21 protein-coding genes are annotated in these 23,469 nt (G+C 70.3%); 12 read left to right on the forward strand and 9 right to left on the reverse strand.

Annotated elements, in window-relative coordinates; translation table 11 throughout:
* The first annotated feature begins 33 nt into the window (after nucleotides 1-33).
* The 6 genes from murJ (at nucleotide 34) to trxA (ending at nucleotide 7,307) form a co-directional block, all read left to right on the forward strand.
* Complete coding sequence (gene murJ / locus ACFZCF_RS11825; protein WP_388442368.1) at nucleotides 34-2,304, forward strand: murein biosynthesis integral membrane protein MurJ; 2,271 nt, start codon at nucleotides 34-36, stop codon at nucleotides 2,302-2,304.
* Between the two features lie 117 nt (nucleotides 2,305-2,421).
* Entirely contained in the window at nucleotides 2,422-4,113 is a 1,692-nt protein-coding gene (locus ACFZCF_RS11830; protein WP_388442371.1) for a protein kinase family protein, read from the forward strand.
* A 25-nt stretch (nucleotides 4,114-4,138) separates the two neighbouring features.
* Nucleotides 4,139-4,840, forward strand: a complete 702-nt coding sequence (gene sigM / locus ACFZCF_RS11835; RefSeq protein ID WP_391286285.1) for an RNA polymerase sigma factor SigM — start codon at nucleotides 4,139-4,141, stop codon at nucleotides 4,838-4,840.
* Nucleotides 4,837-5,790 (forward strand): hypothetical protein, encoded by a 954-nt coding sequence (locus ACFZCF_RS11840; protein ID WP_391286286.1) that lies wholly within the window; start codon nucleotides 4,837-4,839, stop codon nucleotides 5,788-5,790. The genes sigM and ACFZCF_RS11840 overlap by 4 nt, the downstream gene beginning before the upstream one ends.
* 172 nt (nucleotides 5,791-5,962) lie before the next feature.
* A complete protein-coding gene (trxB, locus tag ACFZCF_RS11845; RefSeq protein WP_391286288.1) occupies nucleotides 5,963-6,928 on the forward strand; it encodes a thioredoxin-disulfide reductase in 966 nt (321 codons plus the stop codon).
* Nucleotides 6,929-6,974: 46 nt separating this feature from the next.
* Nucleotides 6,975-7,307 (forward strand): thioredoxin, encoded by a 333-nt coding sequence (gene trxA, locus ACFZCF_RS11850; protein ID WP_043222711.1) that lies wholly within the window; start codon nucleotides 6,975-6,977, stop codon nucleotides 7,305-7,307.
* Nucleotides 7,308-7,388: 81 nt separating this feature from the next.
* Here the strand turns inward: trxA and ACFZCF_RS11855 are convergent, their stop codons facing one another.
* The 9 genes from ACFZCF_RS11855 to rpmH form a co-directional block, all read right to left on the reverse strand.
* Nucleotides 7,389-8,006: a GNAT family N-acetyltransferase gene (locus ACFZCF_RS11855; RefSeq protein ID WP_388442385.1), complete on the reverse strand. Its 618-nt coding sequence runs from the start codon at nucleotides 8,004-8,006 to the stop codon at nucleotides 7,389-7,391.
* Between the two features lie 204 nt (nucleotides 8,007-8,210).
* Entirely contained in the window at nucleotides 8,211-9,266 is a 1,056-nt protein-coding gene (locus tag ACFZCF_RS11860; protein ID WP_388442388.1) for a ParB/RepB/Spo0J family partition protein, read from the reverse strand.
* Complete coding sequence (locus ACFZCF_RS11865) at nucleotides 9,263-10,342, reverse strand: ParA family protein (protein WP_388442391.1); 1,080 nt, start codon at nucleotides 10,340-10,342, stop codon at nucleotides 9,263-9,265. The genes ACFZCF_RS11860 and ACFZCF_RS11865 overlap by 4 nt, the downstream gene beginning before the upstream one ends.
* 238 nt (nucleotides 10,343-10,580) lie before the next feature.
* Nucleotides 10,581-11,297: a 16S rRNA (guanine(527)-N(7))-methyltransferase RsmG gene (gene rsmG, locus ACFZCF_RS11870; RefSeq protein ID WP_382838226.1), complete on the reverse strand. Its 717-nt coding sequence runs from the start codon at nucleotides 11,295-11,297 to the stop codon at nucleotides 10,581-10,583.
* A 126-nt stretch (nucleotides 11,298-11,423) separates the two neighbouring features.
* Nucleotides 11,424-11,936: a protein jag gene (locus ACFZCF_RS11875; RefSeq protein WP_388442394.1), complete on the reverse strand. Its 513-nt coding sequence runs from the start codon at nucleotides 11,934-11,936 to the stop codon at nucleotides 11,424-11,426.
* Nucleotides 11,937-11,967: 31 nt separating this feature from the next.
* A complete protein-coding gene (gene yidC / locus ACFZCF_RS11880) occupies nucleotides 11,968-13,260 on the reverse strand; it encodes a membrane protein insertase YidC (RefSeq protein WP_388442396.1) in 1,293 nt (430 codons plus the stop codon).
* A 3-nt stretch (nucleotides 13,261-13,263) separates the two neighbouring features.
* Nucleotides 13,264-13,590 (reverse strand): membrane protein insertion efficiency factor YidD, encoded by a 327-nt coding sequence (gene yidD, locus ACFZCF_RS11885; RefSeq protein ID WP_388442399.1) that lies wholly within the window; start codon nucleotides 13,588-13,590, stop codon nucleotides 13,264-13,266.
* Nucleotides 13,587-13,958 carry a ribonuclease P protein component gene (gene rnpA, locus ACFZCF_RS11890; RefSeq protein WP_043222725.1) on the reverse strand — a complete coding sequence of 124 codons (372 nt, stop codon included), beginning with the start codon at nucleotides 13,956-13,958 and terminating at the stop codon, nucleotides 13,587-13,589. Before rnpA ends, yidD begins: the two co-directional genes overlap by 4 nt.
* A 21-nt stretch (nucleotides 13,959-13,979) precedes the next feature.
* On the reverse strand, nucleotides 13,980-14,117 hold the full coding sequence (gene rpmH, locus ACFZCF_RS11895; protein WP_015659252.1) for a 50S ribosomal protein L34: 138 nt from the start codon (nucleotides 14,115-14,117) through the stop codon (nucleotides 13,980-13,982).
* Between the two features lie 356 nt (nucleotides 14,118-14,473).
* Between rpmH and dnaA the strand changes: the two genes are divergently transcribed.
* The 6 genes from dnaA to gyrB all read left to right on the forward strand — a co-directional run bounded on the left by dnaA (nucleotide 14,474) and on the right by gyrB (nucleotide 23,463).
* Nucleotides 14,474-16,261, forward strand: a complete 1,788-nt coding sequence (gene dnaA, locus ACFZCF_RS11900; RefSeq protein ID WP_388442403.1) for a chromosomal replication initiator protein DnaA — start codon at nucleotides 14,474-14,476, stop codon at nucleotides 16,259-16,261.
* A gap of 943 nt (nucleotides 16,262-17,204) precedes the next feature.
* Nucleotides 17,205-18,335 carry a DNA polymerase III subunit beta gene (gene dnaN / locus ACFZCF_RS11905; protein WP_189953483.1) on the forward strand — a complete coding sequence of 377 codons (1,131 nt, stop codon included), beginning with the start codon at nucleotides 17,205-17,207 and terminating at the stop codon, nucleotides 18,333-18,335.
* A 123-nt stretch (nucleotides 18,336-18,458) separates the two neighbouring features.
* Complete coding sequence (gnd, locus tag ACFZCF_RS11910; protein WP_388442407.1) at nucleotides 18,459-19,334, forward strand: phosphogluconate dehydrogenase (NAD(+)-dependent, decarboxylating); 876 nt, start codon at nucleotides 18,459-18,461, stop codon at nucleotides 19,332-19,334.
* Nucleotides 19,335-19,393: 59 nt separating this feature from the next.
* A complete protein-coding gene (gene recF / locus ACFZCF_RS11915; RefSeq protein ID WP_391286295.1) occupies nucleotides 19,394-20,515 on the forward strand; it encodes a DNA replication/repair protein RecF in 1,122 nt (373 codons plus the stop codon).
* Entirely contained in the window at nucleotides 20,512-21,072 is a 561-nt protein-coding gene (locus ACFZCF_RS11920; protein ID WP_391286298.1) for a DciA family protein, read from the forward strand. Before recF ends, ACFZCF_RS11920 begins: the two co-directional genes overlap by 4 nt.
* A gap of 360 nt (nucleotides 21,073-21,432) precedes the next feature.
* Nucleotides 21,433-23,463 (forward strand): DNA topoisomerase (ATP-hydrolyzing) subunit B, encoded by a 2,031-nt coding sequence (gene gyrB / locus ACFZCF_RS11925; protein ID WP_388442417.1) that lies wholly within the window; start codon nucleotides 21,433-21,435, stop codon nucleotides 23,461-23,463.
* Nucleotides 23,464-23,469: the final 6 nt, after the last annotated feature.

A 23,469-nucleotide genomic window follows, 5' to 3' on the forward strand; every position in this document is an offset into this window, starting at 1 on the left:
CCGGTCGGCCGGGGACGATGAGGTGGGGTAACCATGAACGCGCCGTACGACGGTGACCGCGGCGAGGGTGCGGGCGGCGCCGCACCGTCCGGCGGCATGCCCGTTCCCCCCGTCGGGCCGGACGGACAGCCGCTCCCGCAGGGGCAGCACCCCGGGTACCCACCGCAGGTCCCGTACCCGCAGGAGCCCTACGGCGCGCAGCCGCAGGACCCGTCCGCGCACCCCGGGCACCCGCACGCCGAGAACCCGTACGCCCAGGACCCCTACGTCCAGGACGCCTACGCCCACGACCCGTACCGGGCGCGCGACCTGTCCGCGCAGGACCCGGTGGGCGAGGCGCTCTACGACCGCGCCGCCCATCCGCCGCCCCCGCCGGGCACGTACCAGGACCCGCACGCGCTCTACCAGCAGCCGCCCGCGCCCCCGCACGCCCCGGACCCGCGGGTCTGGGCGCAGACCCCCGCGCCCGAGCCCGACGGCCCGTCCCGCCACCTCCCCTACGGCGACGACGCCCGCACGGTCCAGTTCACCGGCGTCGACGACCTGGTGACCCGGGCGAGCGAGGACGAGCGGCCCGAGCAGGACGCCTTCGCCCACCTCTACCGGGACCAGCAGGGCCAGGTGCCCGCCCCCGCCCCGGAGCCCGACCCGCTGCCCGCGCCGCCGAAGAAGGGCGGCCGTGCCTCGGGTCTGCTGAAGTCGAGCGCCCTGATGGCGGCCGGCACCCTCGTCTCCCGGCTCACCGGCTTCGTCCGCTCGCTGGTCATCACCGGTGCCCTCGGCGCCGCGCTGCTCGGCGACACCTTCACCATCGCGTACACCCTGCCGACGATGATCTACATCCTCACCGTCGGCGGCGGCCTCAACTCCGTCTTCGTGCCGCAGCTGGTCCGCTCGATGAAGAACGACGAGGACGGCGGCGAGGCCTACGCCAACCGCCTGCTCACCCTCGTCATGGTGGCCCTCGGCCTGATCGTGGTCGCGGCGGTCTTCGCGGCACCGGTCCTGATCCGGCTGATGTCGAACACCATCGCCGACGACGCCGCCGCCAACAGCGTCGCGGTGACCTTCGCCCGCTACTGCCTGCCCACCATCTTCTTCATGGGCGTGCACGTCGTGATGGGCCAGATCCTCAACGCCCGCGGCAAGTTCGGCGCGATGATGTGGACCCCGGTCCTCAACAACATCGTCATGATCGTCACCTTCGGCCTGTTCATCTGGGTGTACGGCACCTCCGCCGAGTCCCACATGGGCGTGACGACCATCCCCGACGAGGGCATCCGCCTCCTCGGCATCGGCACCCTGCTCGGCCTCGTCGTCCAGGCGCTCGCGATGATCCCGTACCTGCGCGAGACGGGCTTCCGCTTCCGGCCCCGGTTCGACTGGAAGGGCCACGGCCTCGGCAAGACCGTCAAGCTCGCCAAGTGGACCGTCCTCTTCGTCCTCGCCAACCAGGCGGGCGTCCTGGTCGTCACCCAGCTCGCCACCGCGGCCGGCGAGGAGTCCGGCAAGAACGGCGCGGGCTTCCTCGCCTACTCCAACGCCCAGCTGATCTGGGGCATGCCGCAGGCCATCATCACGGTCTCCGTCATGGCCGCCCTGCTGCCCCGGATCTCCCGCGCCGCCAGCGACGACGACCCCGGCGCCGTCCGCGACGACATCTCCCAGGGCCTGCGCAACTCCGCGGTCGCCATCGTCCCGGTCTCCTTCGCCTTCCTGGCCCTCGGCGTCCCGATGTGCACCCTGCTGTACGCCTCCAGCGGCATCGAGGCCGCCCAGGGCATGGGCTTCATCCTGATGGCCTTCGGCCTCGGCCTGATCCCCTACTCCGTGCAGTACGTCGTCCTCCGCGGCTTCTACGCCTACGAGGACACCCGCACCCCCTTCTACAACACGGTCATCGTCGCGGCCGTCAACGCTGCGGCCTCCGCCCTCTGTTACGTCCTGCTCCCCGCCCAGTGGGCCGTCGTCGGCATGGCGGCCTCCTACGGCCTCGCCTACGCCGTCGGTGTCGGCATCGCCTGGCGCCGGCTGCGCAACCGCCTCGGCGGCGACCTGGACGGCGCCCAGGTGATGCGCACCTACGCCCGCCTCTGCATGGCCTCCCTGCCGGCCGCGGTGCTGTCCGGGGCCGTCGGCTTCGGTCTGCTGAAGCTGCTCGGCGAGGGCGCCCTGGGGTCGCTGGTCGCCCTCGTCGTCGGCGGTGCGGTGCTCCTCGGGGTCTTCTTCGTCGCCGCGCGCCGCATGCGGATCACCGAACTGAACACCCTCGTCGGCATGGTCCGGGGCCGTCTCGGACGCTGATCCCGCCCTCCCGGACAACCTTCGGGGGGACCCGTGTGTCGTGCATGGCGTCCGACTGTGGGCACAATTGGCTTGGCTGTTGGATGTGGCGCAACGGATGGGGAGGCAGGAACGACGGTGGCGGAACGTAGCACGGCTGCCGTCGACGTGGCCGACAACAGCGGTGACGACCCGCTGACCGCGCAGGCGGACACGGCCGCGACCGACGGGGTGGCGGAAGAACGTAAGACGGCGCAGGAGCCCTCAGCGGCGCCCGAGCAGAAGGCGGTCGAACGGAAGAACGGTGAACAGCCCTCCCTCGCTCCACCCGAGTTGCACAGCGGTCACAAGCTGGCCCGGCGCTACCGGTTGGAGGAGTGCGTCACCCGTCTGGACGGCTTCAGCAGCTGGCGTGCCGTCGACGAGAAGCTGCGGCGCGCCGTCGGCGTGCACCTGCTGCCCGCCGACCACCCGCGCGCCCGCTCCGTCCTGGCCGCCGCCCGCTCGGCGGCGCTCCTCGGCGACCCCCGGTTCGTCCAGGTCCTCGACGCGGTCGAGGAGAACGACCTCGTCTACGTCGTCCACGAATGGCTTCCCGACGCCACCGAGCTGACCGCGCTCCTCGCGGACGGTCCGCTCCAGGCCCACGAGGCCTACCAGCTCGTCTCCCAGGTCTCCCAGGCCATGGCCGCCGCGCACCGCGAGGGCCTGGCCCACCTGCGCCTCACGCCGAGCGCCGTCCTGCGCAGCTCCACCGGCCAGTACCGCATCCGTGGCCTCGCCGTGAACGCCGCCCTGCGCGGCATCACCGCCGACCGTCCGCAGCGCACCGACACCGAGGCCATCGGGGCCCTCCTCTACGCGGCGCTCACCCAGCGCTGGCCGTACGAGAGCGACGCCTACGGCCTCTCCGGCCTCCCCAAGGGCGTCGGCCTGATCCCGCCGGACCAGGTCCGCGCCGGCGTCCACCGGGGCCTCTCCGAGATCGCCATGCGCGCCCTCGCCAACGACGGGGCCACGGCGTCCCGTCAGGAGCCGCCCTGCACCACCCCGGACGAACTCGCCAAGGCCGTCGCCGCGATGCCCCGCGTCAAGCCGCCGGAGCCGGAGTTCCCCGCCCCCGCCGAGTACCAGCGCACCACGTACCAGCAGGGCACCTACGGGCGTCCCCAGCCGCGCCCCGTCGTCACCCAGCCCGTCCCGGTCCCGCCGGCCCCGCTGGAGACCCGCACGGGCAAGGCGCTGAAGTGGGCCGTCGGCGCCCTCCTCATCGCCGCCCTGGGCCTGGGCAGCTGGCAGATCGCCGACCGGCTCCTCAAGCCGGAGCCCAAGGAGGAGACGCCGGTCGTCCAGCCCACGACCGACGAGAAGCCCGCCCCGCCGAAGCCGATCGCGATCAGCTCGGCGGACGACTTCGACCCGCTCCCCGGAGGCAACGGCGAGGAGTACGCGGAGGCGGTGAAGAACGCCTACGACGGCGATCCCGGCACCGTCTGGCACACCAAGAACTACACCACCGCGCACTTCGGCAATCTGAAGACCGGTGTCGGCGTCGTGCTCGACCTGGGCTCCGAGCGGAAGCTCAGCTCGGTCGACCTGACGTTCGTGGGGCGCACCTCCGTCGACATCCGTACGGCACCCGAAGGCGCCTCCTCGGCGCCGTCCACCGCCGACGGGTTCACCACCCAGGTGTCCGACGCCGGCGACGACCTGAAGCTGAAGCTCCCCAAGCCGGTGACGACCCGCTACGTTCTGGTCTGGCTGACGGAGCTGCCCCTCACAGACGGCCAGTTCCGCGGCCAGCTGTCCGAAGTCAAGGTCATGGGCTGACGACCACAGGGGAGGGGGCACACCGTTGGACCGTCCGATAGGCGCCGCAGACGACCGGGAACTCCTGGCCCGTCACGTCGCCGGGGACCCGGACGCCTTCGGTGAGCTCGTACGGCGCCACCGCGACCGGCTGTGGGCGGTGGCGCTCCGGACCCTGGGGGACCGCGAGGAGGCCGCCGACGCCGTCCAGGACGCCCTCATCTCGGCCTTCCGGGCCGCCCACACCTTCCGGGGCCAGTCGGCCGTCACGACCTGGCTCCACCGCATCACCGTGAACGCCTGCCTGGACCGCCTCAGGAAGAGCGCCTCCCGCAGGACCTCGCCCGTGGACGACACCGCCCGCTTCGAGCAGCTCCTCGAACCGCACGAGTCCGCCGAGGCCCCCGCCGAACGCGAGGACCTCCACCGGCAGCTGCTCGCGGCGCTCGCCACCCTCGCCCCCGACCAGCGCGCCGCGCTCGTCCTCGTCGACATGCAGGGATACCCCGTCGCCGAGGCCGCCCGTATCCTCGACGTCCCCACCGGCACCGTGAAGAGCCGCTGCGCACGCGGACGAGCCCGTCTGCTGCCGATGCTCACTCATCTGCGCGCCGACACCGTGGGTAACGAGGCCCCCGAGGGGGGAAGGAACCGGACGCCGGGGGCATCCGTCCCACCGGTGTCGGAGCCGACGGAGTCAGGACCGACTGATCCAACTGCTGTGAAGGGCGGAGGTGGGCGCGCGTGACCACGACCGACAAGGCCGACACAGCTCAGCACCCGGACGTCTCGGAGATCTCCGACCTGACCGAGGGACTGCTCTCCCCGAGCCGCTCCGCGACCGTCCGCAGGCATCTCGACGGCTGCGCGCTCTGTGCGGACGTGCGGAGTTCCCTGGAGGAGATCCGGGGGCTCCTGGGCACCCTGCCGGGTCCTCCCCGCATGCCCGCCGACATCGCCGGCCGAATCGACGCCGCTCTCGCCGCCGAAGCGCTCCTGGACGCCACCGCCCCCGACGCGACCCGATCTGTTTCACGTGAAACCACGGGCTCGGCCGACGTGACCGCCGCGAAGGCCACCCGGGCTGTTTCACGTGAAACGGCCCGTCCGGCAGCCGTCAGGGGCGCTCGCGGCATCGAAGGCCGTCCTCCGGCGCCCCGGGCCGCCACCGGCCCCGGGCGGGGGCGCACCCGTCACCGCGGGAGGATCGCCGCCCTCGCGGGTCTCGCCGGGACCCTCGTCGCCGCCGTCTGTGCCGTCAGCCTCTATGCCCTGACCCAGAACGGCGCGGACACGGACGGCACTGCGGCCGACGCTCCCGCGAGCTCCTCCCTGAGCGCCTTCTCCGGGGAATCGGTCGAGGACCGGGTAGGGAGCCTCCTGGGAGGCGACGGGCCCGCCGCACGTGCCCCGAAGGGGGACCGGCCCGAGTCGCTCTCGGCGGAGACGACGGAGAGCGCCGGCGTCGCCCAGCGGAATCTCGACGGAGCTCTTCCCGAGTGCGTCCGCGCGGGCACCGGCCGCCAGGACGCCGTCCTCGCCTCCGAGCGTGGTGAGTACGAGGGCACCTCCGCCTACCTCCTCGTGCTCCCGGACCCCGAGGACGGCAGCCGGGTGGACGCCTATGTGGTCGACGCCTCCTGTACCGGAAAGACTCCGGCGAAGCTGCTCACGACGGCCTCGTACCCGAAGCCCTGACCCCTTTTTCGGCCCTCTTCCGGCCCGCCGCCGTCTCACACTCCGTCTCACCCACGTGCCGGGCGGCGCTCTCGGGAATGCTCGCCCCGTAGGATCCGTTGGGTGGGGTGAGAGTGACCGAGACACCACCCCCGTAGGCAGTAGGCAGTCTGCAGAGACGAGGAAGAAACCCGTGAGCGACGTCCGTAACGTGATCATCATCGGCTCCGGGCCCGCGGGTTACACCGCCGCGCTCTACACGGCCCGGGCGTCGCTGAACCCGCTGGTCTTCGAAGGTGCCGTCACCGCCGGTGGCGCCCTGATGAACACCACCGAGGTCGAGAACTTCCCCGGCTTCCGTGACGGCATCATGGGCCCGGACCTCATGGACAACATGCGGGCGCAGGCCGAGCGCTTCGGCGCCGAGCTCGTTCCGGACGACGTCGTCGCCGTGGACCTCACCGGTGACATCAAGACCGTCACCGACACCGCCGGCACCGTGCACCGCGCCAAGGCCGTCATCGTCACCACCGGTTCTCAGCACCGCAAGCTCGGTCTGCCGAACGAGGACACTCTCTCCGGGCGCGGTGTCTCCTGGTGCGCCACCTGCGACGGCTTCTTCTTCAAGGACCAGGACATCGTCGTCGTCGGCGGCGGCGACACCGCGATGGAGGAGGCGACCTTCCTCTCGCGCTTCGCCCGGTCGGTCACCATCGTCCACCGCCGTGACACCCTGCGGGCCTCCAAGGCCATGCAGGAGCGTGCCTTCGCCGACCCGAAGATCTCCTTCGCCTGGGACAGCGAGGTGGCCGCGATCCACGGCGACCAGAAGCTCTCCGGTCTGACCCTGCGCGACACCAAGACCGGTGAGACGCGCGAGCTGGCCGCGACCGGCCTCTTCATCGCCGTGGGCCACGACCCGCGGACCGAGCTGTTCAAGGGCCAGCTGGACCTCGACGAGGAGGGCTACCTCAAGGTCGCCGCCCCGTCGACCCGCACCAACCTCACGGGCGTCTTCGGCGCCGGTGACGTCGTGGACCACACCTACCGTCAGGCCATCACGGCCGCCGGTACCGGATGCTCCGCCGCGCTCGACGCCGAGCGCTTCCTGGCCGCTCTCTCCGACAGCGAGAAGCTGGCCCAGACCCCCGCGGTCTGACCCGAGCTCTCTTCACCTCACACCCCGCGAAGTTAAGGAGGCCGCCGTGGCCGGCGCCCTGAAGAACGTGACCGACGCTTCCTTCGAAGAGGACGTCCTCAAGAGCGACAAGCCCGTCCTGGTGGACTTCTGGGCTGCCTGGTGCGGCCCGTGCCGTCAGATCGCCCCGTCGCTGGAGGCCATCGCCGCCGAGCACGGCGAGATCGAGATCGTGAAGCTCAACATCGACGAGAACCCGGCCACGGCCGCGAAGTACGGCGTCATGTCCATCCCGACGCTGAACGTCTACCAGGGTGGCGAGGTCGTGAAGACCATCGTCGGCGCCAAGCCGAAGGCGGCCATCCTGCGCGACCTGGAGCCCTTCGTCGCCGCGAAGTGAGCCCACGCTGTTTCACGTGAAACGGCCCGTCCCCGGAAGGGGGCGGGCCGTTTTCGCTCACCGACCGGGGCAGCTGCGGGGTCACAGCGGTCGGAGCGCGGGCTCCTTCTGGACCGCGCCGAGCAGTCGGTCCAGGGCCATCTCGACGTCCTCCTTCCAGGAGAGCGTCGTCCGCAGCTCCAGCCGAAGCCGGGGGAAGGCGGGATGCGACCGCACGGTCTTGAAGCCCACCGCGAGCAGATGGTCCGCCGGCAGCACACAGGCCGGTTCCTTCCAGCGGGCGTCCCCGAAGGCCTCGATGGCCTTGAAGCCCCGCCGGAGCACGTCCTTGGCGACCGTCTGCACCATCACTCGGCCCAGCCCCTGCCCCTGGTACTCCGGCATGATCCAGGCCGTCATCAGCTGAACGGCATCCGCCGCCACGGGGCTCGTGGGAAAGGCGGTCGAGCGCGGCACGTAGGCCGGAGGCGCGTAGAGGACGTACCCGACCGGTACCTCGTCGACGTAAACGACCCGGCCGCAGGAGCCCCACTCCAGCAGGACGGCGGAGATCCACGCCTCCTTCTCGACCTCCGCGCGGCCCGCCTTCACGGCTGCCTCACCGCTCACCGGGTCGAGCTCCCAGAAGACGCAGGAACGGCAGCGCTTCGGCAGATCCGGAAGATTGTCCAGCGTGAGCGGTACGAGCCGACGCCCCACGGCTGCCCTCGCTTCCCTGGCCGTCGCACGGCCACCAAGCACGGATACGGCTCTCGGAATCGTAACCAGCGGGCCCCCACGGCGACACCGCACACAGGCAAAGGGCGGGGAGCCTCCCGGTGACACCCGGAAACGCTCCCCGCCCTGGAGACCTGAAGACCTTGGAGATCTTGAGACCCGAAGGACCGGAGTCCTGCGGGGGGCCTACTGCTCGCCCTGCTCCCACTCCTGGTCGGCCTTGAGCTGGTCCATGACCTTGTTCTCCCCGGGCGCCAGCGTGGTGAGGATCCGGTCGAGGTCCTCCACCGAGGCGAACTCGACGACGATCTTGCCCTTCTGCTGCCCCAGGTCGACCTTCACCCGCGTCTCGAAGCGGTCCGAGAGACGGGTCGCCAGGTCGGAGAAGACCGGCGACACCCGGGCCCCGGCCCGCGGCTTCTTGGCCTTCGCCACGGTGGGCTCCTCCAGGCCCATGAGCTTCACGATCTCCTCGACCGTGCGCACCGAGAGGCCCTCGGAGACGATCCGGAACGCCAGCTGGTCCTGGGCCTCCGGGTCCTCCACGCCGAGCAGGGCTCGGGCATGGCCGGCGGAGATCACTCCGGCGGCGACCCGGCGCTGGACCGACGGCGAGAGCCGGAGCAGTCGCAGCGTGTTGGAGACCTGCGGGCGCGAGCGACCGATCCGGTCGGCGAGCTGATCGTGGGTGCAGCCGAAGTCCGTGAGCAGCTGCTCGTAGGCGGCGGCCTCCTCCAGCGGGTTCAGCTGGGCCCGGTGGAGGTTCTCCAGGAGGGCGTCCAGGAGCATCTTCTCGTCGTCGGTCGCCCGGACGATCGCGGGGATGGACTCCAGACCGGCCTCGCGGCAGGCCCGCCACCGCCGCTCGCCCATGATCAGCTCATAGGCGTCGGCGTCGGTCTGCCGGACGACCACGGGCTGGAGGAGGCCGACCTCCTTGATGGAGGTGACGAGCTCGGCGAGGGCTTCGTCGTCGAAGACCGTACGCGGCTGCTGCTTGTTGGGCGTGATGGCATCGAGCGGGATCTCGGTGAAGTACGCCCCGGCGACCAGCGCCGGCTCGGGATCCACCGGTGCCGTCACCGGCTCGGTCTGCGGGGCACCCTGGGGGAACAGGCGGGCCGCGCCGCTCCCGGGGAGCGTGGAGACGGCGCCGGTCTCCGGCGCCTGCTGGTCCTGAGGGGTGCCGGCGAACAGCGCGCCGAGCCCCCGCGGGCCCAGTCCCCTACGTCGGTCGCTCACTGAAGTTCCTCCGCCATGCTGTGCTGGTTGTTCTGGTGCCCCACGCGGCCGTGCTGGTGGGGCTCGTAGTGGACCGAGACGCCGCGGAAGGCGATCTCGCGTGCCGCTTCGATGTACGAGAGGGCTCCGCTGGAACCCGGGTCGTAGGTGATCACGGTCTGGCCGTAGCTGGGAGCCTCGGAGATGCGGACGGACCGCGGGATGCTGGTCCGGAGCACCTCCTTCCCGAAGTGGCTGCGGACCTCCTCGGCGACCTGCGACGCGAGCCGGGTGCGGCCGTCGTACATGGTCAGCAGAATCGTCGAGACGTGCAGCGTCGGGTTGAGGTGGCCGCGGACCAGGTCGACGTTCTTGAGCAGCTGCCCCAGACCCTCCAGCGCGTAGTACTCGCACTGGATCGGGATGAGCACCTCGGCACCCGCCACCAGGGCGTTGACCGAGAGCAGTCCGAGGGACGGCGGGCAATCGATGAGGACGTAGTCCAGCGGCTGCTCGTACGCCTGGATCGCGCGCTGGAGCCGGCTCTCACGGGCCACCATCGACACCAGCTCGATCTCCGCACCCGCAAGATCGATCGTGGCCGGGGCGCAGAAGAGGCCTTCGACGTCCAGGACCGGCTGGACCACCTCGGAGAGCGGCCTGCTGTCGACGAGGACGTCGTAGATCGAGGGGACATCGGCGTGGTGGTCGATGCCCAGTGCCGTGGAGGCGTTGCCCTGCGGATCCAGGTCGATCACCAGGACCCGGGCACCGTGCAGGGCCAGGGAGGCGGCCAGGTTGACGGTCGTGGTGGTCTTGCCCACCCCGCCCTTCTGGTTGGCCACCACCATGATGCGGGTCTGCTCGGGACGGGGCAGCCCCTCGCCGGCCCGGCCCAGCGCTTCTACGGCCAGCTGGGCAGCACGGCCAATGGGGGTGTCATCCACCGGGGGCAGCGTTTCACGTGAAACATCCTCCCCAGCCGATTCGGTTCGGGGACCGGGGACCGGATCGGTCATCGGTCCCGCGATGTTGGCGTCGGACCGCAAGGATTCACTCTCCTCGGCATCAAGCTCGCGATGGGAAGAGCCTGCCATGCCTTCGGGGTCCTGAACCAGCGAGGTCGGTGTATCTGTGGGTGAATCCACCTCTGTGGAAAACTCCGTAACCCTCGCGGGTGGCTTCACACGGGGTCTGCGGTCCCGGGGGGTGGCCGCGGCGCGCCCGCGGCTGATGATCCCCTGAAGCAGTGAGCGACGTTTCACGTGAAACACGATGCCCCTGCGCCCGTGCCGGGACCGTCCGACACTCCGTGAAAGCGGACGAAAGCGACGCTCAGCGGCGCCGACGGGTCTTGCTGGTCCGCGCCGCCTTGGCCCGCTTGGCCGCGAACCGCACACCGCCGGGGCTCTCGCCGACCTCGACCCGGACCACGGTGGACATCGGATCGACGATCCCCTCGCCGACCTGGAGGACCGAGGTCTCCACCACCCCCAGCTTGGCGAGCGCGGCGCGGGCTCCGTCGAGCTCCTCCTGCGCGGTGTCGCCCTTCAGCAGCAGCATCTCGCCGTAGGGGCGGAGCAGGGGGACGCCCCAGCCGGCGAGCCGGTCGAGGGGAGCCACGGCGCGGGCGGTCACGACGTGCACCGGCGGGACCTTGCCGAGCATCTCCTCGGCGCGGCCGCGGACGACGGTCACGTGGTCGAGACCGAGCAGCTCCACGACCTCCGTGAGGAAGTTCGTCCGGCGCAGGAGCGGCTCCAGGAGCGTGATCTTCAGGTCGGGTCGGACCAGGGCCAGCGGGATGCCGGGCAGGCCGGCGCCGGAGCCGACGTCGCAGACCGTGACGCCCTCGGGGACGACCTCGGAGAGGACCGCGCAGTTCAGCAGATGGCGTTCCCACAGTCGCGGGACCTCGCGCGGGCCGATGAGCCCGCGCTTCACGCCGGCGTCCGCGAGCAGCTCGGCGTACCGCACGGCCTCGGGGAAGTACTCACCGAAGACCTTGCGTGCCTGCTCCGGCGCCTCGGGGAGCTCCGCTTCCTCCGTCACGGGGACCGTCCTTCCGTACCGCACGCGTACCGTGCGAGCGCGCTGTGGTGGCTGAGTGGCTGAACTATCAGGCTGACAAAGATCGGCCCCGTCTGCGAACAGACGGGGCCGACGCGAGGAGAAGGGTCAGGCAGGGAGGACGACGACGAAGCGCTGCGGCTCCTCGCCTTCGGACTCGCTGCGCAGACCGGCGGCGGCGACCGCGTCGTGCACGACCTTGCGCTCGAACGGGGTCATCGGGTCCAGCTTGACCGGCTGACCGGAGGCCTTGACCTCGTCCGCGGCCTTGGCGCCGATCTGGGCCAGCTCCGTGCGCTTCTGCGCGCGGAAGCCGGCGATGTCGAGCATCAGGCGGCTGCGGTCACCGGTCTCCCGGTGCACGGCGAGGCGGGTGAGCTCCTGGAGCGCCTCCAGCACCTCTCCGTCGCGACCCACGAGCTTCTGCAGATCGCGGCTGGCGGAGTCGCTGATGATCGAGACCGCGGCCCGGTCCGCCTCGACGTCCATGTCGATGTCGCCGTCGAGGTCGGCGATGTCGAGCAGACCCTCAAGGTAGTCGGCCGCGATCTCACCCTCCTGCTCAAGGCGGGTCAGGGTGTCGCCACCCTCGGCGGCGGCGGAGGTGGTGCCTTCCGTCACGGATGGACTCCTTCTAGCTACGTGGACGCTTCTACTTCTTGGAGGACGGGTGCTTGGGCCGCTGCTGGCCCTTGCGCTGGCGGGAGCCACCGGAGCTGGCGCGGCTGCGGCCGCCGCCCTGCGCGCCGCCCTTGGCGGGCGTCTCGGGCTTCTTCTCCAGCGAGGTCTTCGGCTGGGCGTCCTGGGCGGCCTCGCCCGCGGACTCCTCGGCCGTCTCCTCGACGGTCTCCTCGCTCTTGGCCTGCTGGGCGGCGGACTGGCGCTGGGCCTTGGTCTGGCGCTTGGGCTGCTGGCGCTTGGGGGCGGCGGTGCCCTCGGCCTCGGCGACGGCGGCGTCGCTCTTCACCACGGTGCCGTCGGCCTGGGCGGCGAAGCCGGCCTTGGCGAGGCCGCCGATGAAGCGGCGCTCGTTCTCGTTGCGGTCCGAGCCCTTGGCGACGATCGCCTTGACGACGGCCTTGTGGCGACGGCTGCGGATCTCGCCGTGGTGCGTGACGCTCTTCAGCAGGCGCTGCAGGTAGGAGTCCTGCGCCTTGCTGCCCGGGGTCGGGTTCTGGTTGATCACGTACATCTGCTGGCCCATCGTCCACACGTTGGTGGTCAGCCAGTAGACGAGGACACCGACGGGGAAGTTGATGCCCATGACGGCGAAGATCACCGGGAAGATGTACATGAGCATCTTCTGCTGCTGCATGTACGGGGTCTTCACCGAGAGGTCGACGTTCTTCATCATCAGCTGGCGCTGGGTGAAGAACTGCGAGGCCGACATCAGGATGATCATGATCGCGGTGACGATGCGGACATCGGTCAGCGAGGCGCCGAGGGCCGCGACGGCCTCGGGGGAGTCCATGAACTTCGAGGCGATGGGGGCACCGAAGATGTGCGCCTCACGGGCGCTGTCGACCAGTTCCTGGTTGAGGGCACCGATCTTCTTGCCCGACGCGATGTTGGACAGCACGTGGTACAGGGCGAAGAAGAACGGCGACTGGGCGAGGATGGGAAGGCACGAGGAGAGCGGGTTGGTGCCCGTCTCCTTGTACAGCTTCATCATCTCTTCGGACTGACGCTGCTTGTCGCTCTTGTAGCGCTCCTGGATCGCCTTCATCTTCGGCTGGAGCGCCTGCATGTTCCGGGTCGCCTTGATCTGCTTCACGAAGAGCGGGATCAGCGCGATACGGATCAGCACCACGAGGGACACGATCGACAGGCCCCAGGCCCAGCCCGTGTCGGGGCCGAAGATCGCCCCGTACAGCTTGTGGAACTGGACGATGACCCAGGAAACGGGCCAGGTGATGAAGCTGAACAGACTGGCAATCGTGTCCACTAATCAGGCTCCTTGAGCATTGGGCGAGGTCTCTGCGGCCGGGCTCGTCTCGGCGGAGATCCCGCCCTTGTCGCCGCGCAGCGCGTTCCTGAGCATCTCGTGCCAGCGAGGACGCTTCCGCTGGGGGACATGGTCCACTCCACCGGGCGACCACGGGTTGCACCGCAGGATGCGCCAGGCGGTCAGGGCGATGCCCTTGATCGCGCCATGCCGGTCTATGGCCGTGAATCCGTAGTGGGAACACGACGGGTAGTACCGGCAGACGTCACCCAGAAGCGGGCTGATCGTCCACTGGTACAGCTTGATGAGGGCGAGGAACGGGTACTTCATCGCGTACCCCCTCCCAGCAGCCGCTGAAGGGCGGCGTCCAGGTCGCGGGCCAGGTGGGCGTGGTCGGCGTCACCGGCTCCGGGCAACGCCCGTACGACCACCAGGCTACCGGGGGGCAGCGCGGAGAGCCGGTCGCGGACGAGGTGGCGCAGACGACGCTTCACCTGGTTGCGGACGACCGCACCGCCCACGGCCTTGCTCACGACGAAACCCGCACGCGTCGGGGGAGCGCTCTCCCCAGGCGCGTGCGGGTCCGTTGCACCGCTACGAAGGTGGACGACGAGGAGTGGGCGACCGGCCCGGCGTCCTCGACGTACCGCGGTTGCGAAGTCCTCGCGCCGCCTCAGCCGATTCTCGGTAGGCAGCACGTCATGACCTGTTTAGGTGGATCAGGCGGACAGGCTCGCGCGACCCTTGGCACGGCGGTTCGCCAGGATGGCGCGGCCGGCACGGGTACGCATGCGCAGGCGGAAACCGTGGGTCTTCGCACGACGACGGTTGTTCGGCTGGAAGGTGCGCTTGCTCACTCGGGGGCTCCAGAAATGATTCGGGTGGTGGCGGGACATCGCCTGGCTGTCACCGTGCGCCCACGAGTAGCTCGCATACGCTCGAGTGCACCGCTACGCGACCACACAAGGTGGTCTTTGCCCATCGGAGGCAGGCGGCAGCAGCCATCGACAACTCGACCTGGTTACGGTACGCGCGGTTACGCCATCCGGTCAAACCGACCCGTCGCCGGGCCCGCTTGTGCACAGGCTGTGGACAACAACTTGAACGACGTCAGCCGCCGCGACTACCGTGGCTGGACTCGACTAACTCTTCCGTTCTGTTCTTATCGTCCCGAGAACCACACCTTCGTGGGACCTGCGAGAAAGCGTGCCCTGTGGCTGACGTACCTGCCGATCTTGCCGCAGTGTGGCCACGCGTGCTCGATCAGCTGCTCGGAGAAGGACAGCAGGGCATCGAGCCCAAGGACAAACAGTGGATCGAGCGCTGCCAGCCGCTCGCCCTGGTCGCGGACACGGCGCTGCTCGCCGTCCCCAACGAATGGGGCAAGCGGGTCCTGGAGGGCCGGCTGGCCCCTCTGATCAGCGACACCCTCAGCCGCGAGTGCGGCCGCCCGATCCGGATCGCGATCACCGTCGACGACTCCGTCGGCGAGCAGCCGCCGACGCCCTCCCCTGGCCACGCCCCGCAGCAGCACTACGGCGAGCGCCCGCAGCCGGAGCCGTACGAGAAGTACGACGGCTACGGTCACCGCGCGCTCCCCGACGACGGGCTGCCCTCCGCCCGCCCGGCCTACCCGGACTACCAGCAGCCGCCGCGCCCCGAGCCGGGCGCCTGGCCGCGGTCCCAGGAGGACCTCTCCTGGCAGCAGCCGCGCCTCGGAGGCTTCCCGGAGCGCGCCCCGTACACCGGCCCGGCCTCCCCCGACCCGTCCGGGCGGCCGCGGTACGACGAGTCCTCCCGCGGCTACGAGCAGCCGCAGCGGCCCGAGCGCTCCGACCACCCCGAGCCGCCGGGGGCGGGACCGCGTCCCGGCCCGGGCCCCGGCGGCCAGGGCGTGGGGCCCGGCCTCGGTCAGGGCTCGCTCGGCGGCACCGGCGCGGGTTCCGGCGCCGGCGGCCCCGGCGAGCCGCACGCGCGGCTGAACCCCAAGTACCTCTTCGACACCTTCGTCATCGGTTCCTCGAACCGCTTCGCGCACGCGGCCGCGGTCGCGGTGGCGGAGGCGCCGGCGAAGGCGTACAACCCGCTCTTCATCTACGGCGAGTCGGGGCTCGGCAAGACCCACCTGCTGCACGCCATCGGGCACTACGCGCGGAGCCTCTACCCGGGCACCCGCGTGCGCTACGTGAGCTCGGAGGAGTTCACCAACGAGTTCATCAACTCGATCCGCGACGGCAAGGGCGACGCCTTCCGCAAGCGCTACCGCGACGTGGACATCCTGCTGGTCGACGACATCCAGTTCCTCGCGAGCAAGGAGTCGACGCAGGAGGAGTTCTTCCACACCTTCAACACCCTGCACAACGCGAACAAGCAGATCGTGCTCTCCTCCGACAGGCCGCCGAAGCAGCTGGTGACGCTGGAGGACCGGTTGCGGAACCGTTTCGAGTGGGGACTCACCACCGACGTGCAGCCGCCGGAGCTGGAGACGCGCATCGCGATCCTCCGCAAGAAGGCGGTGCAGGAGCAGCTGAACGCCCCGCCGGAGGTGCTGGAGTTCATCGCCTCCCGGATCTCGCGGAACATCCGCGAGCTGGAGGGCGCGCTGATCCGGGTGACGGCCTTCGCGAGCCTCAACCGGCAGCCGGTGGACCTGGGCCTCACCGAGATCGTCCTCAAGGACCTGATCCCGGGCGGCGAGGACTCCTCACCGGAGATCACGGCGCCGGCCATCATGGCGGCCACGGCCGACTACTTCGGGCTGACGGTGGAGGACCTCTGCGGTTCCTCGCGCAGCCGGGTCCTGGTGACGGCCCGCCAGATCGCCATGTACCTCTGCCGGGAGCTCACCGACCTGTCGCTGCCGAAGATCGGCGCGCAGTTCGGCGGCCGCGACCACACGACCGTCATGCACGCGGACCGGAAGATCCGCGCCCTGATGGCGGAGCGGCGCTCCATCTACAACCAGGTCACCGAGCTGACCAACCGCATCAAGAACGGCTGACCCCCACCGTCGCGCCCCCTCGGCAAGGGCGCCGCCCCACCTTCCGTACCGGCGCCCACCGCCTCCGTGCGGCGCGGCGCTGCCCTGCGCGGGACGCTTGTGCGCGGGCTCCGTACGGCCTTCGAAGGGCGCCCCGGGACACCTCCCGGGGCGCCCTTCGGCGTTGCCGGAGGGGTCGGAGCGTGGCGGACGGACGACGAGGGAGCGCCCTCACCCCATCGGCCCTGTTCGATTACTCCGTTGCGGTGGCGGGTTCTCCACAGATTGGGGGATGATCTTCCGTCCACAGGGTGGGGACTGTCGAGTTATCCGGATTGTGTCCACAGGCCGCCCTGGTGACAGGTCATCACTCCAGCTCAGGGGGGTGTGGATTTGTTGGCAACCACTCTCCACAGCCTGTGGATGAACTTTTCGTCCACAGGGGGGCCGGAGGGTTGTCCACCGGCTACCCACAGGGAGGGGTGGGTTGCCCACAGCTTCTCCACACCGCTGTCCACTGTTCGGCAACACAACACCCCCTCTCACTGGCCAGAGTGAAAGGCGTCACACCAAGGGAGACGTTTGGGCTGTGGGGAACCTGGGGAAAGCTGGGGACAGTACTGGGGAGAACTACCCCGTGCCTGTGTATCGGGTGTGCAGAACTTTCCGGCGTCCACAGAGAACCGTGGTTTTCCACCGGTTCCACCCACAGGGGCAGTGGACAAAAAACCGGCTCTGACCTGCGTGGACGACGTTATCCACGGTTTCCACAGGCCCTACTACTACTGCCACTCATAGTTAGCTCGGGAATCGTTTTGAAGCGGGGCCTGTGCACAACTCGGCGCCGGAGCCCCGACGCGCTCTCGTCGCGACTTGACCCCGAGCCGCACCGAGTGTCGGCGGCGTACGTCAGACTGGATCCCGCAGTCGACGAAGAGCCAGCAACAAGCAGGAGGCGGTTCCGGTGAAGATCCGGGTGGAGCGCGATGTACTCGCGGAGGCGGTGGCGTGGGTGGCCCGCAGCCTTCCGGCCCGTCCGCCGGCTCCCGTACTCGCGGGCCTTCTGCTGAAGGCCGAGGACGGCGCGCTGAGCTTCTCGAGCTTCGACTACGAGGTCTCCGCCCGCGTCTCCGTCGAGGCCGAGGTCGAGGAGGACGGCACCGTCCTCGTCTCCGGCCGCCTCCTCGCGGACATCTGCCGCGCCCTCCCCAACCGCCCGGTGGAGATCTCCACCGACGGCGTCCGGGCGACCGTGGTCTGCGGCTCCTCCCGCTTCACCCTCCACACCCTTCCCGTGGAGGAGTACCCGGCGCTGCCGGAGATGCCCACGGCAACCGGCACCGTCCCCGGCGAGGTCTTCGCCGCCGCCGCCGCGCAGGTGGCCATCGCCGCCGGCCGCGACGACACGCTGCCCGTCCTCACCGGTGTGCGCATCGAGATCGAGGGCGACACCGTCACCCTGGCCTCCACCGACCGCTACCGCTTCGCGGTCCGCGAGTTCCTGTGGAAGCCGGAGTCCCCGGACGCCTCCGCCGTCGCCCTGGTGCCGGCGAAGACCCTCCTGGACACCGCGAAGGCGCTCACCAGCGGCGACACCGTCACCCTGGCGCTCTCCGGCTCCGGCAAGGGCGAGGGCCTGATCGGCTTCGAGGGCGCGGGCCGCCGCACCACCACCCGCCTCCTGGAGGGCGACCTCCCGAAGTACCGCACGCTCTTCCCCACCGAGTTCAACTCGGTCGCGGTGATCGAGACGGCCCCCTTCGTCGAGGCCGTCAAGCGCGTGGCGCTGGTCGCCGAGCGCAACACCCCGGTCCGCCTCAGCTTCGAGCAGGGCGTCCTCATCCTGGAGGCCGGCTCCAGCGACGACGCACAGGCTGTGGAGCGGGTCGACGCGCAGCTCGACGGCGACGACATCTCGATCGCCTTCAACCCGACCTTCCTCCTGGACGGCCTGAGCGCGATCGACTCCCCCGTCGCCCAGCTCTCCTTCACCACCTCCACCAAGCCGGCGCTGCTCAGCGGTCGCCCGGCCGTGGACGCGGAGGCGGACGAGGCCTACAAGTACCTGATCATGCCGGTGCGGCTGAGCGGCTGACGCCTCTTCGCCGGGTGCCCCGGGGGGTTCGACTGAGCGGCTGACCCCACAGGTGTGCGGCCGGGTCCGGGCGTAGGCTCGGACCCGGGTAGCAACCGCACACGACGCTTAAGGAACACTCTGATGGAGCTCGGTCTCGTCGGTCTCGGCAAGATGGGCGGCAACATGCGCGAGCGCATCCGCCGCGCAGGCCACACCGTCATCGGATACGACCGCAACCCGGACCTCGCGGACGTCCCCAGCCTCGAAGAGCTGGTGAACAAGCTCAAGGGTCCGCGCGTCGTCTGGGTCATGGTCCCCGCGGGTGCGGCGACCCAGTCCACCATCGACGAGCTGGCGGAGCTGCTGTCCCCCGGCGACATCGTGGTCGACGGCGGCAACTCCCGCTGGACCGACGACGAGAAGCACGCCGAGGAGCTCGCCGCCAAGGGCATCGGCTTCGTCGACTGCGGCGTCTCCGGCGGCGTGTGGGGCCTGGAGAACGGCTACGCCCTGATGTACGGCGGCTCCGCCGAGGACGTCGCCAAGGTGCAGCCGATCTTCGACGCGCTGAAGCCCGAGGGCGAGTACGGCTCCGTGCACGCCGGCAAGGTCGGCGCGGGCCACTTCGCGAAGATGGTCCACAACGGCATCGAGTACGCCATGATGCAGGCCTACGCCGAGGGCTGGGAGCTCCTGGAGAAGGTCGACTCGGTCGAGAACGTCCGTGAGATCTTCCGCTCCTGGCAGGAGGGCACGGTCATCCGTTCCTGGCTGCTCGACCTCGCGGTCAACGCCCTCGACGAGGACGAGCACCTGGACCAGCTGCGCGGCTACGCGTCGGACTCCGGCGAGGGCCGGTGGACCGTCGAGGCCGCCATCGACAACGCCGTACCGCTGCCGGCGATCACCGCGTCGCTGTTCGCGCGGTTCGCGTCCCGCCAGGACGACTCGCCGCAGATGAAGATGATCGCCGCGCTGCGCAACCAGTTCGGCGGCCACGCGGTCGAGAAGAAGTAGCAATCCACAGGCTGTGCACCACCCGGTGCACAGCGACCGGGGGAAGGCCGGCGCCCACCATGCACGTCACGCATCTCTCGCTGGCCGACTTCCGCTCGTACGCCCGGGCCGAGGTACCCCTCGACCCGGGCGTCACCGCGTTCGTGGGGGCGAACGGCCAGGGCAAGACCAACCTCGTCGAGGCCGTCGGCTACCTCGCCACCCTCGGCAGCCACCGCGTGGCCTCCGACGCCCCGCTGGTGCGGATGGGTGCCGAGCGGGCCGTCATCCGGGCCGCCGTCACCCAGGGCGAGCGCTCCCAGCTCGTCGAGCTGGAGCTCAACCCGGGCCGCGCCAACCGCGCCCGCATCAACAGGTCCTCGCAGGTCAGACCCCGCGACGTGCTCGGCATCGTGCGGACCGTGCTCTTCGCGCCCGAGGACCTGTCGCTGGTCAAGGGCGACCCCGGGGAGCGCCGGCGCTTCCTCGACGAGCTGATCACGGCGCGCGCGCCGCGCATGGCGGGCGTGCGCTCCGACTACGAGCGGGTGCTCAGGCAGCGCAACACCCTGCTGAAGTCCGCCGCCATGGCCCGGCGGCACGGCGGCCGCGGCATGGACCTCTCCACGCTCGACGTCTGGGACCAGCACCTGGCCCGCGCCGGCGCCGAGCTGCTCGCCCAGCGGCTCGACCTCGTCCACACCCTGCAGCCGCTCGCGGACAAGGCGTACGAGCAGCTCGCGCCCGGAGGCGGACCGATTCTGCTGAAGTACCGGCCCTCCGCGCCCGGCACCGGGCAGACCCGCGAGGAGCTGTACGAGCAGCTGATCGCCGCCCTCGCCGAGGCCCGCAAGCAGGAGATCGAGCGCGGGGTCACCCTCGTCGGCCCGCACCGCGACGAACTGCTGCTGCGCCTCGGAGACCTGCCCGCCAAGGGGTACGCGAGCCACGGCGAGTCCTGGTCCTACGCGCTGGCGCTCCGCCTCGCCTCGTACGACCTGCTGCGCTCCGAGGGCAACGAGCCGGTCCTGGTCCTCGACGACGTCTTCGCCGAACTGGACGCGCGCCGGCGCGAGAGGCTCGCGGAGCTGGTGGCCGACGGCGAGCAGGTCCTGGTGACGGCGGCGGTCGACGACGACGTGCCGGGCGTCCTGAAGGGGACGCGGTACGAGGTGTCCGGAGGGACGGTGGAGCGGGTATGAGCGCCGCCGACGAAACTTCCCCACAGGCTGTGGACAAGCCGGCGGCTCCCGAACCCTCGGGCGTGGACCTCGCCCGGGTCGCGCTGCGCGCCGCCAAGGAGCAGGCACGCGCGCGGGGGGCGGCCGCGCAGCAGAAGAAGCAGGCCCGGCGCGGGGGCGGGCTGCGCTCCGGCGCCCGTGCCGACGGGCGCGACCCGATGGCGCTCGGCGCCGCGATCAACCGGCTGCTCGCCGAGCGGGGCTGGGAGACGCCGGCGGCCGTCGGCGGGGTCATGGGGCGGTGGCCGCAGATCGTCGGCGAGGACCTCGCGAAGCACTGCGTACCGGTGAAGTACGAGGAGGAGCCGGACGCGCGCGTGCTCACCGTCCAGTGCGACTCCACGGCCTGGGCGACGCAGCTGCGGCTCCTCGCCCCGACGCTGGTCGCCCGGCTCAACGAGGACCTCGGGCACGGGACGGTGCGGCTGATCAAGGTGCTGGGTCCGGGCAGCGGGCCGCGGCGGTACGGGCCGCTGCGGGCGCCCGGGTCCGTCGGACCCGGGGACACGTACGGCTGACCTGTGCGGCGCGGGGTCCTCGGGGCGCGGGCCCGGGCAGTCGGGCGCCGTCGCGTGGGCGCTGCGCCCACCCGCCCCGCCCGGTCGGAACGCATGCCCACAACAGGGGCACGACGCCTGCTTGCGACGAGGTGCCACTACCCGTCACCGCTCGAAGCGCTAGGTGGCCGTCAGGGGGCTCTGGAGACCCTGTCCGGATATGGGGAGTCGTCTCGGGGGCGCGGAGGGCGGCACATGCGCATTCAGGTACCGGCAAACCCCCATGAGTGTCGGCGGTACCGGTAGACTGGGAGACAATCCCGCCACACTGCGGAACTGTCGAACGACGCAGCCGGCTCCCCTATGCCCGGAGCACGGCCTGTGCTGTGCCAGAAAGGGCGCTTCGTGGCCGATTCCGGCAACCCCAACGAGAACACTCAGTACACCGCCAGCAACATCCAGGTCCTCGAGGGCCTGGATGCGGTGCGCAAGCGCCCCGGCATGTACATCGGCTCGACCGGAGAGCGCGGCCTGCACCACATGGTGCAGGAGGTCGTCGACAACTCGGTCGACGAGGCCCTGGCCGGTCACGCGGACACCATCGACGTCACGATCCTGGCCGACGGCGGCGTCCGCGTGGTCGACAACGGCCGCGGCATCCCCGTCGGCATCGTCGAGTCCGAGGGCAAGCCGGCCGTCGAGGTCGTGCTGACGGTCCTCCACGCGGGCGGAAAGTTCGGCGGCGGCGGCTACGCCGTCTCCGGCGGTCTGCACGGCGTCGGCGTCTCCGTCGTGAACGCGCTGTCCACCAAGGTGTCCGTCGAGATCAAGACCGACGGATACCGCTGGACGCAGGACTACAAGATGGGCGCCCCCACCGCGCCCCTCGCGCAGCACGAGGCGACCGACGAGACCGGCACCTCGGTCACGTTCTGGTCCGACCCGGACATCTTCGAGACGGTCGAGTACTCCTTCGAGACGCTCTCCCGCCGCTTCCAGGAGATGGCCTTCCTCAACAAGGGCCTGACGATCACGCTCACCGACGAGCGCGAGTCCGCCAAGGCCACGGTCGGCGCCGACGACCCGGACGCCGAGGCGGCCGACGAGCCGGCCGCGCGCACGGTGACGTACCACTACGAGGGCGGCATCGTCGACTTCGTGAAGTACCTCAACTCGCGCAAGGGCGAGCTGATCAACCCGACCGTCATCGACATCGAGGCCGAGGACAAGGAGCGCCTGCTCTCCGCCGAGATCGCGATGCAGTGGAACTCGTCGTACAGCGAGGGCGTGTACTCCTTCGCGAACACGATCCACACCCACGAGGGCGGTACCCACGAGGAGGGCTTCCGCGCCGCGCTGACGACGCTCGTCAACAAGTACGCGCGCGAGAAGAAGCTGCTCCGCGAGAAGGACGACAACCTCACGGGCGACGACGTCCGCGAGGGACTGACGGCGATCATCTCGATCAAGATCGGCGAGCCGCAGTTCGAGGGCCAGACGAAGACGAAGCTCGGCAACACCGAGGCGAAGACCTTCGTGCAGAAGGTCGTCCACGAGCACCTGACGGACTGGTTCGACCGCAACCCGAACGAGGCCGCGGACATCATCCGCAAGGGCATCACCGCCGCCACCGCGCGCGTGGCCGCCCGCAAGGCGCGTGACCTCACCCGCCGCAAGGGCCTCCTGGAGTCGGCGTCCCTCCCGGGCAAGCTCTCCGACTGCCAGTCGAACGACCCCACCAAGTGCGAGATCTTCATCGTCGAGGGCGACTCCGCCGGCGGCTCCGCCAAGTCCGGCCGGAACCCGATGTACCAGGCCATCCTGCCGATCCGCGGCAAGATCCTGAACGTCGAGAAGGCCCGGATCGACAAGATCCTCCAGAACACCGAGGTCCAGGCTCTGATCTCGGCCTTCGGCACCGGTGTGCACGAGGACTTCGACATCGAGAAGCTCCGCTATCACAAGATCATCCTGATGGCGGACGCCGACGTCGACGGCCAGCACATCAACACCCTGCTGCTCACCTTCCTCTTCCGCTTCATGCGGCCGCTGATCGAGCACGGGCACGTGTACCTCTCCCGCCCGCCGCTCTACAAGATCAAGTGGGGCCGGGAGGACTTCGAGTACGCCTACTCGGACCGCGAGCGCGACGCCCTGGTCGAGCTGGGCAAGCGGAACGGCAAGCGGATCAAGGACGACTCGATCCAGCGCTTCAAGGGTCTCGGCGAGATGAACGCCGAGGAGCTGCGCGTCACCACCATGGACATCGAGCACCGCGTCCTCGGCCAGGTCACCCTGGACGACGCCGCGCAGGCCGACGACCTGTTCTCGGTGCTGATGGGCGAGGACGTCGAGGCACGGCGCTCCTTCATCCAGCGCAACGCCAAGGACGTTCGCTTCCTCGACATCTGAGTCGGT

It is taken from the genome of Streptomyces sp. NPDC007945, assembly GCF_042958885.1.
Taxonomy (GTDB): Bacteria; Actinomycetota; Actinomycetes; order Streptomycetales; family Streptomycetaceae; genus Streptomyces.